The organism is Desulforadius tongensis (genome assembly GCF_016907915.1).
GTDB lineage: Bacteria > Bacillota > Desulfotomaculia > Desulfotomaculales > Desulfohalotomaculaceae > Desulforadius > Desulforadius tongensis.
Map to the genome: position 1 here is coordinate 98,708 of NZ_JAFBCW010000007.1, position 7,336 is coordinate 106,043.

Sequence of the window (7,336 nt, forward strand, 5' to 3'; positions counted from 1 at the left end):
TTCTATGTTAAGTAGTATCTTTAAACCGCTGTCATCCCGTAGAGGTTTTACCATGTTAGAGCTGATGGTGGTGGTGCTGATCATTTGCTTATTGGCGGGCATGGCTATCCCCAGTTTTTCTCAACAGTATCAAAAGGCTAAAATAAGCAGGGCAACGGCAGAGTTAAAAACCATCAAAAATCTGGTGGAGCTTTACAAAATAGAAAATGAAAAATACCCTTCAACCGATAAGTTTGAAGAAATAGTTAAAGAAAACGGTTTTACTCACTGGGGAAACGATATGACAGATCCCTGGGACGGGTGCTATTGTTATCAAGTAAATAACCAAAAAAATAAATTTGTATTATGGTCTGCCGGTCCCAGCGGGGAAAGCGGCGATGACATCATTTTTACCGAGGAAGATGATAAACCGGTCAAAAAGGATTTAACCCAGTGGGATAATATGGATAAGTCCGTGTCTAAAAAGGTGAATGACGGTGAAAATTCATAAATTATTAAAAAACAGCCGTGGTTTTACATTGATTGAATTAATAATGGTCACTGTTATTTTAGGTATTGTTATTTCCGTAACAGTGCCCAATTTTTATGGCTATCTTAACGAACGCCGTTTGGAAACTGCTGCGCTGCAAATGGCCAGTGACATTCGTTATCTGCAGCAGCGGGCCTTGGCCGAAGAATCCGCTTCTTACGGCATTGCCTTTTATCCCCGGCAGGGAAAATATAACCTATATAAAAGTATCAAGATACTTAAATCAGTAAAACTGCCCCCCGGGGTTGATGTGGATAGAACCAGTTTTCGTGAAAACAGGCTGCAGATTAACGTAAAGGGGCTGCCCAGGGGCTGTGTTGGAGGCAGTGTATGTCTGGTCAGTAAAAACATACCTAAGGTTAAGTATGTGGTGGTGGCCAGCATCACCGGGAGAGTGCGTACCAGTGATATAAAACCGGAGCGCACAGGGGGATGCGTGCAATGAAAATATTAATTAACCCAAAGGGTTTTACTTTGCTGGAAGTGATGACTGCACTGGCAATTATTACACTGGTTGTGGTGCCTTTAAGCGAAATGTTTTTGCACAGCAAACGGGGTGCTGTTTCCAACTGGCGGACCATCCAAGCCATAAACATGGCTCAAGGTATATTAGAAACTGTCAAAGCTAAAGATTACAGCCGGGTAAATTCCACCGTTTGGCAGGATATTGCCAACGCTCCTTCCGCTGAAAATTGGAGTTATCGTTTAGAAGTGACAAACGAAAGCTATAATTTAAAAAAGGTCACAGTGATACTGCGCTACCCTGAAAATGGAAAGCAAAAAGAGCTTTCCTTGACGATGCTTAAAGGGCTGAGGTGATTATTAGTGGGGATAAAAACCGGCGGGGATTTACTTTAATAGAACTGATGCTGGCTTTGATGCTCACCGGATTGATTGTAACTGCGGCGTTATTCTTTATGCTGCATAGTCATAATATTTGGCGGCAGGGGCAAAAAGAAATTGAACTGCAGGAAAACGTGCAAATTGCTATGGACAAAATGTGCCGGGATGTTAGAACCTGCAGTCAATTGATGTTTGAAAGTCAGAACGGTTTTCAACTTCATAGTGACAGCAAAGTGCTGAACTTTAAGAATGGTCACAAGCGTGTACGGTATTATGTGGATGATGAAAACGAGTTAACCAGAGAATTTAGCGGCATGGGACTGCCTGTATCCAGTCACATTAAAAAATTACGGTTGGAGTATTACCGGCCCGATGGCAGCACCATTGCCGCCGGGGAGCCTGCCGGTGAGGTGGCAGTGGTGAAGATAATTCTAACCGGAGGCATGCCGGGGCTTAAAGACATCACATTAATCACTTCCGTGGCCATTCGCACGTTTCAGGGCAGTTCCGTGCTGCAAACGACACTACCAAATGAGAAAAAGCCCCGGCAGCCATCTGCAGCAGCGAACATTTTCAGTGAGCAGCTGCCGGGCTTAGAAAGATACCATTTTGCAAATTAGAACCGGGGTGGGTGAATTAATGCAGTTAAATAACCGGCATGGCCATGTGATGCTGCTGGTAATGGTTGTATTAGCTGTGGTGCTGATGCTGGGCAGCAATTTTCTTTTGTTAACTAACCGCACAAAGGCCAGAACTATTTTAAATCACCACCAGGTTCAGGTTTACTACATTGCTGATGCCGGTGTGGAAATGGTTCTGGCCAGGTTGAAAGAAAATTTTGACTGGCAGGCATGGGCTCAGGAATTTAACACCCCGGTAGATTTTAACGGCGGCAGGATAAAAATTAAAGTACAAACGGTATCAAAAACCAAAGACCAAGTAAATGTAAAAATTACTTCGGAGGGGTATTACAAACAGGGCAAAAAAACACTGGTGGTTAAAGCACAGCTGCAAAAATTACCGCCAAGTGATAGTGTAACTATTACCATTCTCAGTTGGAAGGAAAAATACGGAGTATTCTAAACTAAGGTTGTGACTGTTTTGAAGTTACCCAGGATATTAAAAAAGGACGCATTTGTCGGGGTGGATGTGGGGTATAAAACAGTAAAAATAGCCCAGGTAAAAATACAAAATAATAAACCGGTCATTACCGGGCTGGGCTGCAGCGCCTTAGAGAATAATATAAACAATTTGGGAACGGAAGAATTTGCTGGTGTCTTAAAGCACCTGCTTAACCAGATAAACTACCGGGAAGAAGCTGTTTTCACCGTCATGCCCTGCGACCAAATGCTGCTTAAAACAACCGTTGTGCCCAATATGAAAGCGGAAGAAATGGAAACAGCAATGTATTTCGAGATCCGAAGCTTACTGCCGCCGGAGGCCCAGGATTGGGTGACCAGGCATGTGCCCCTGAAACCGGGTGATGGTGAATTGGGTGAAGTGCCGGTTTTACTAGCTGCTGCCCCACGCCAGCGGGCGGTTCTGTTTTACGAGGCGTTCAAACTGGCCGGTGCCCGTTTAAATGCCATTGATATACAGCCCTTTGCCCTGTGGCGCTTATCAAATCACTGGTGTGCTGATAGTAAAACCAGCTGTGCGATAATGAATGTGGATGCCAATAATACACAAATGATAATAGTAAGAAACGGGTATATTCAGTACACACGGGTACTGGCAGCCGGCAGTGACCATACGGCAGAGAACCATAACCCATTGATTGATGAAACCGCCAGGTCGCTGGAACTGTACAGCTTTCAATTTCCGCACCCGGTACAGCAAATAATTGTTACGGGTGAGGTGTCAAAAATGAAAGATTTTCCCCTCTGCCTTGCTGAAAAGCTGGATCTGCCGGTTGAAGTGGGAACTGCCCAGTTGGAAGTAACCAACCGGTTAAAACAGCAAAATACCGCTTGTTATACAGTGGCAGTGGGATTGGCACTGGGAGGAGTATGGGGTTGAGATATAAAATTAACCTGCTGCCCAAAGAGCTGCAGCCCAAACCGTTAATCGATTTTGCTAAGCTGGCCCCTTTGATTTGTACGGCCCTGCTTATTTGTGCAATTACCGGCGGTTATTTAACCTTCATATTTAAGCTGCAGGCCAAGAAAGAAACATTAAATGCACTGCAGGCGGAACTGGCATCAGCGGCTCCGGTGGTTAACATGCTCAATGATACAAGAAGCCAAAAAGCAAAAAATAAACAAAAGATCGATCAGCTGCAGGATCTGCTGCAGGAAAATATTAATTGGTATACCCTGCTGGAGGATATTAACTATAATATTCCCCAAGACACCTGGTTAAATCAAATTAAATATACTGAAATAGAGATAGAAACTAAGAAAAAAAACAAAGTACCTCTGCAGGAACAGCAGGACCTAAACATAGAAGAACTAATAGAATACCAATCAGACCCGGAAAAGAACAGGCCGGGCGAGCACGATAAAACAGTTATGTGTAAAAAAGCACTGATTATAAAGGGCAGCAGTGCTTCACTGTCTTCCACCGGGATGTTCATTTATAAACTGCAGCAGCTGCCCTATTTTGAAGATGTGATTTTGAAAAATGCTTGGAAAGTAAAAAAAGAGCAGCCTGTAATTTCTTTTACCATCAATGCCATTTTTCCTGAAGGTGAAGGTAATGAGTAAACTTACCATTAGGGAACGGGTACTGCTGCTGATACTGCTCGGCTTAGTTATAAGCTGCCTAATATATATCTGCCTGCTGGGGCCGCAAATAAGAGAATATTTAGCCTTGAGCCAAGAGATAAAAGATACTGCTCAAAAGCTGGAGCAGGCCAAAACCGCATCGGGAAAACTGGTATTGGAAAAGAAGGCGGTGGGTATTACAAAAATAAGTTTAGAAGAAATGAAAAAAATGTTTACCCGGGAAATAAGAGACGGTAAGTTATTTATCAAATTAGATACCGAAGCAAAAAACAGAAATGTGGTGATAACAGAAATAATTACCGGTGAAATGACAGAACGGCAGTATTACCTGGAACAGCCGCTGGATATTACTGTTCTGGGGGATTACCGGAATGTGCTGTCATATATTCAATGGCTGGAGAACACCGCCCAGTGGGCCAATTACAGTGAGATAAAGCAGTTTATCATAGAACCGGATCAGGATGATACCGGTGAAAAAAACGTAATTGTAAAAAGTAATCTAACCCTGGTATTTTATTCTGATCCATCGCCCCGGGGAAAACTTCAGGTGCAGCACGCACCTGAAGATTCCATAGGCAGAAGAAATGTTTTTTTAGTTCCTGCACAGTACCATTTTTTGCATAATAATGATTAAAACGATGGACAATAAACTAGCGCCGGTCTAATATATTAAATATACAGGATTTGGAATAGGTAGGGGTGTTAATATATGGATAAAAAATTACTGCAAGAGGTATTGGAAACAGCTTTGGCACAGGGCGGTGATTTCGCCGATATATTTGTGGAGCGCAAAAAGGTCACCGGTATCGGTATGGAAGCCGGCCGTATTGAAAGGGTACAGTCCGGTTATGAGGCCGGAGCCGGTATCCGGGTGCTGTGCGGTGAGAGCACCGCATATGGTTATACCAATGATTTAAGCAAAAAGGGATTAATGGAAGCGGCCAAACTGGTAAGTCATGCCGCCCGGGGTGGCAGAAAAGAATATAGCTTAGACTTAACAAAGCTGACCCCGGTGGTGGATTTTGAGTTTAAAAAACGCCCGGAAGATGTGGCCACCGGTGATAAGGTAGAAGTGGTAAAAAAAGCCGAAAAAGCGGCCCGCTCGGTGGATAATCAAAAGATAAAACAGGTTATAACCGGGTATGGAGACAGTGTCCAGCAGGTAATCATAGCTAACAGTAACGGGGATTACGTAGAAGATGAGCGGGTGAGAACCAGATTGATGGTAAATGCGGTGGCGGCTGACGGCGGCACCATTCAAACCGGTTATGATGCGGTGGGCGGCATGTGCGGTTTTGAGTTGTTCGACCGGGTGGATCCTGAAGAGTTTGCTAAAAATGCCGCCGGGCGGGCGGTAAAGATGCTGGATGCCAAGCCGGCTCCCACAGGAAATATGCCCTGTGTAATGGCCGGGGAAGCAGGTGGAACCATGGTGCACGAAGCATGCGGCCATGGTTTAGAGGCTGACCTGGTGCAGCGGGAGCTGTCCGTTTATGCCGGCAAAAAGGGAGAACAGGTAGCTTCAGAACTGGTGACGGTGATAGATGATGCCACCATGCCGGACAAGTATGGTTCCTACCGTTTTGATGACGAGGGAGTAAGTTCCCGTCCAGTGGAACTGATTAAGAATGGGGTACTAAATGACTTTTTATACGATCGGCTCACTGCCGCCAAGGAAGGCCGGAAACCAAATGGTCACGGCCGCAGGCAGTCTTACCAAGAAAAGCCCATCCCCAGAATGGCTAACACGTATATAGCCCCCGGCAAAACCGACCCGGAGAAAATTATAAAAGAAACAAAGAAAGGGCTGCTGGTAAAAAAAATGGGCGGCGGCCAGGTAAATACCACCACCGGCGACTTTGTATTTGACGTGGCGGAAGGATATTTGATCCAGGATGGAGAAATTGGTCCGCTGGTGCGGGGAGCAACCTTAACCGGCAACGGGCCGGAAGTATTAAAGATAGTAGACATGGTGGGCAGCGACCTGGGTTTTGCCATTGGAACCTGCGGAAAAGACGGCCAAGGAGTACCGGTATCTGATGCCCAGCCAACCATGTCAATAAGACAACTCCTTGTTGGTGGTACATCTGAACCTATTGCACCGAATGGGAAAATTAAAAGATACACATCAGATAAGCCAATCAGTAAAAATAAAATTAGGAGATTGTGAACTACCTCGGGCACAAGGCCCGAGGCTTCCGGTGGTAACTCCAAGCCTTCTGCATACAGCAGTGGCTTCTCATCGTTCCCCGGTTAACCGCCGGCGAGTTTACGCCTGACGGCAGCCTTTTACGGCTGGGCTGGATTCACTGCAGCCCGCATGTTAGCCGGCTGCAGCAATATTCATACTGGCATTGAAATCTGCGTTTGCCTGGTAGCCGCAGGCTTTGCATTGAAAGATGGCCGGTTGCCTTTTTCAGTATGGCCGCATATATGGCAGCGCTGCGATGTATACTTCGGGCTCACCTGTACCACTTTCAGTCCTTCGGCAAGGGCTTTGTATTCTATGAAGGAACGCAGCTGGCGGAAATTCCAGTTATGCAGCTTACGGTTCATTTGACGTGAAAGCTTAACCCGTTCTCTTATGTAAGACAAATCTTCCAGCTGAATAACTGCATTATACCGCTTAGCAATATTAACAATCTGCCTGCTGATTTTGTGGTTTACGTCCCTCATGTACCGCTGTTCTTGATTACCGATGGCTTTAATCTTTTTCAGCAGTTTTTTCCTGCCCAGTTTACGCCGCAGTTCTGTATAGTGGCGGCGTTTTTGGCTGCAGCGTTTGCCGCTAAAAAATTTGATTACCTGTCTAGGCACGGCGAGGACAGCGAGATTATTAATGCCCAGGTCAATACCCATGACGGCCGATGCAGCCCGTTCCGGCACTTCATATTTGTAACTGATATTTAAGATATGGCAGTTTAAGCGATAATTAAAACCGCAGCGAACGATTTATTAAACTGTTTGTTATTGGTCGTAAAAACTGGGTGTTCACAAACACTCCACGTGGTGCCCAAGCCAGTGCCATTATTTATAGCATAGTTGAAACGGCCAAGGAAAATGGGCTAAATCCCTTTGCTTATCTAAATCACCTCTTTGAAATGCTTCCCAACATAAATATTAAGGATCAGGGCGCTGTAGATTGTATTTGGCAAGTAGAAATTGCATGAAATGGCAGTAAAAAATGTAGTTATTTGCCAACATCCCTCATTTTTTAAATTTTCATTAATGATTCTTT

The 7,336-nt window shown here is 44.8% G+C and carries 10 protein-coding genes and 2 pseudogenes; 10 read left to right on the forward strand and 2 right to left on the reverse strand.

Features of this window, described 5'->3' with window-relative positions; genetic code table 11:
• Positions 1 to 4 precede the first annotated feature (4 nt).
• The 9 genes from JOC37_RS04305 (at position 5) to JOC37_RS04345 (ending at position 6,268) form a co-directional block, all read left to right on the forward strand.
• Positions 5 to 490 (forward strand): type II secretion system protein GspG, encoded by a 486-nt coding sequence (locus tag JOC37_RS04305; RefSeq protein WP_204616471.1) that lies wholly within the window; start codon positions 5 to 7, stop codon positions 488 to 490.
• Positions 477 to 974 carry a prepilin-type N-terminal cleavage/methylation domain-containing protein gene (locus JOC37_RS04310; protein WP_204616472.1) on the forward strand — a complete coding sequence of 166 codons (498 nt, stop codon included), beginning with the start codon at positions 477 to 479 and terminating at the stop codon, positions 972 to 974. The genes JOC37_RS04305 and JOC37_RS04310 overlap by 14 nt, the downstream gene beginning before the upstream one ends.
• Positions 971 to 1,348: a type IV pilus modification PilV family protein gene (locus JOC37_RS04315; protein WP_204616474.1), complete on the forward strand. Its 378-nt coding sequence runs from the start codon at positions 971 to 973 to the stop codon at positions 1,346 to 1,348. The genes JOC37_RS04310 and JOC37_RS04315 overlap by 4 nt, the downstream gene beginning before the upstream one ends.
• Entirely contained in the window at positions 1,345 to 1,992 is a 648-nt protein-coding gene (locus JOC37_RS04320; protein WP_204616476.1) for a prepilin-type N-terminal cleavage/methylation domain-containing protein, read from the forward strand. Before JOC37_RS04315 ends, JOC37_RS04320 begins: the two co-directional genes overlap by 4 nt.
• Positions 1,993 to 2,011: 19 nt before the next feature.
• Positions 2,012 to 2,455 carry a hypothetical protein gene (locus JOC37_RS04325; protein WP_204616478.1) on the forward strand — a complete coding sequence of 148 codons (444 nt, stop codon included), beginning with the start codon at positions 2,012 to 2,014 and terminating at the stop codon, positions 2,453 to 2,455.
• An 18-nt stretch (positions 2,456 to 2,473) separates the two neighbouring features.
• Complete coding sequence (pilM, locus tag JOC37_RS04330) at positions 2,474 to 3,391, forward strand: type IV pilus biogenesis protein PilM (RefSeq protein ID WP_204616479.1); 918 nt, start codon at positions 2,474 to 2,476, stop codon at positions 3,389 to 3,391.
• Positions 3,388 to 4,077: a PilN domain-containing protein gene (locus JOC37_RS04335; RefSeq protein ID WP_204616481.1), complete on the forward strand. Its 690-nt coding sequence runs from the start codon at positions 3,388 to 3,390 to the stop codon at positions 4,075 to 4,077. Before pilM ends, JOC37_RS04335 begins: the two co-directional genes overlap by 4 nt.
• The gene (pilO, locus tag JOC37_RS04340; protein ID WP_204616483.1) at positions 4,070 to 4,732 is read left to right on the forward strand and encodes a type 4a pilus biogenesis protein PilO; all 663 of its coding nucleotides are present in this window, start codon (positions 4,070 to 4,072) and stop codon (positions 4,730 to 4,732) included. Before JOC37_RS04335 ends, pilO begins: the two co-directional genes overlap by 8 nt.
• Before the next feature lie 75 nt (positions 4,733 to 4,807).
• Positions 4,808 to 6,268, forward strand: coding sequence for a TldD/PmbA family protein (locus JOC37_RS04345; protein WP_204616490.1), 1,461 nt, complete (start codon positions 4,808 to 4,810; stop codon positions 6,266 to 6,268).
• A gap of 153 nt (positions 6,269 to 6,421) precedes the next feature.
• Here JOC37_RS04345 and JOC37_RS13670 read toward each other — a convergent pair whose 3' ends face one another.
• Entirely contained in the window at positions 6,422 to 6,499 is a 78-nt protein-coding gene (locus tag JOC37_RS13670) for a zinc ribbon domain-containing protein (protein ID WP_420797274.1), read from the reverse strand.
• Between the two features lie 14 nt (positions 6,500 to 6,513).
• Positions 6,514 to 7,050, reverse strand: a pseudogene (locus JOC37_RS04350) (RNA-guided endonuclease TnpB family protein); the annotation flags it as partial.
• Here JOC37_RS04350 and JOC37_RS04355 point away from each other — a divergent pair.
• Positions 7,035 to 7,268, forward strand: a pseudogene (locus JOC37_RS04355) (transposase domain-containing protein); the annotation flags it as partial. The pseudogenes JOC37_RS04350 and JOC37_RS04355 overlap by 16 nt on opposite strands.
• Positions 7,269 to 7,336 lie beyond the last annotated feature (68 nt).